Annotated in this window: 1 protein-coding gene; it reads left to right on the top strand. The window is 39.5% G+C overall.

Going from position 1 to position 529, the window contains the following annotated elements; translation table 11 throughout:
- A partial coding sequence (locus J3U42_RS12335) for a hypothetical protein (protein ID WP_267336623.1) occupies positions 1–529 on the top strand: 529 nt, incomplete at both ends.

The following is a 529-nucleotide window of genomic DNA, read 5'->3' on the forward strand; positions in this document are numbered from 1 at the left end:
GACACCAAAATAAAAGTATTGAGTAAACAAGTTAATATCAACTGGTTACAAATTGAGATTAACACATCGGAGACCGAAACTAAAAAGTTATGGGTAGAAAATAGTGAGAAGATAGCCGAAAAAGCCAAACTTGAAGGAGATATAGAATTAGCCGAAGCAACCCCGGCCTGGAGCCAACATCCTCTACAGCTAAGTGAATTAACCGGCAGCCAAAACGTGGTTCAAATGCCGATGATATTTACTCTGAATGATAAAGAATTTCAAGCAGAAAATGCCCGCGCAGTTGACGACAAAGGTACGTTATGGATTTTAATCCAAAAAGATGTCTTAGGCAGTAAGAATCTACCTGTCCTTGGTTGGGCAGCCATCGGCCATGAAGGCGTAAAAAAAGTCAGTTGTTGGGACTGGTTTGATTTTAAGGAGATTATAGAAACCAGCAGTTTAAAAGAATTTTACCTGAGTGCGAAAAAAGCGGAAACCCGAAACAAAGATAATGCCTCACTTGAGCAATATAAGCCAACCATTAAAG

It is taken from the genome of Gilliamella sp. B2923 (assembly GCF_026536565.1).
Lineage (GTDB): Bacteria > Pseudomonadota > Gammaproteobacteria > Enterobacterales > Orbaceae > Gilliamella.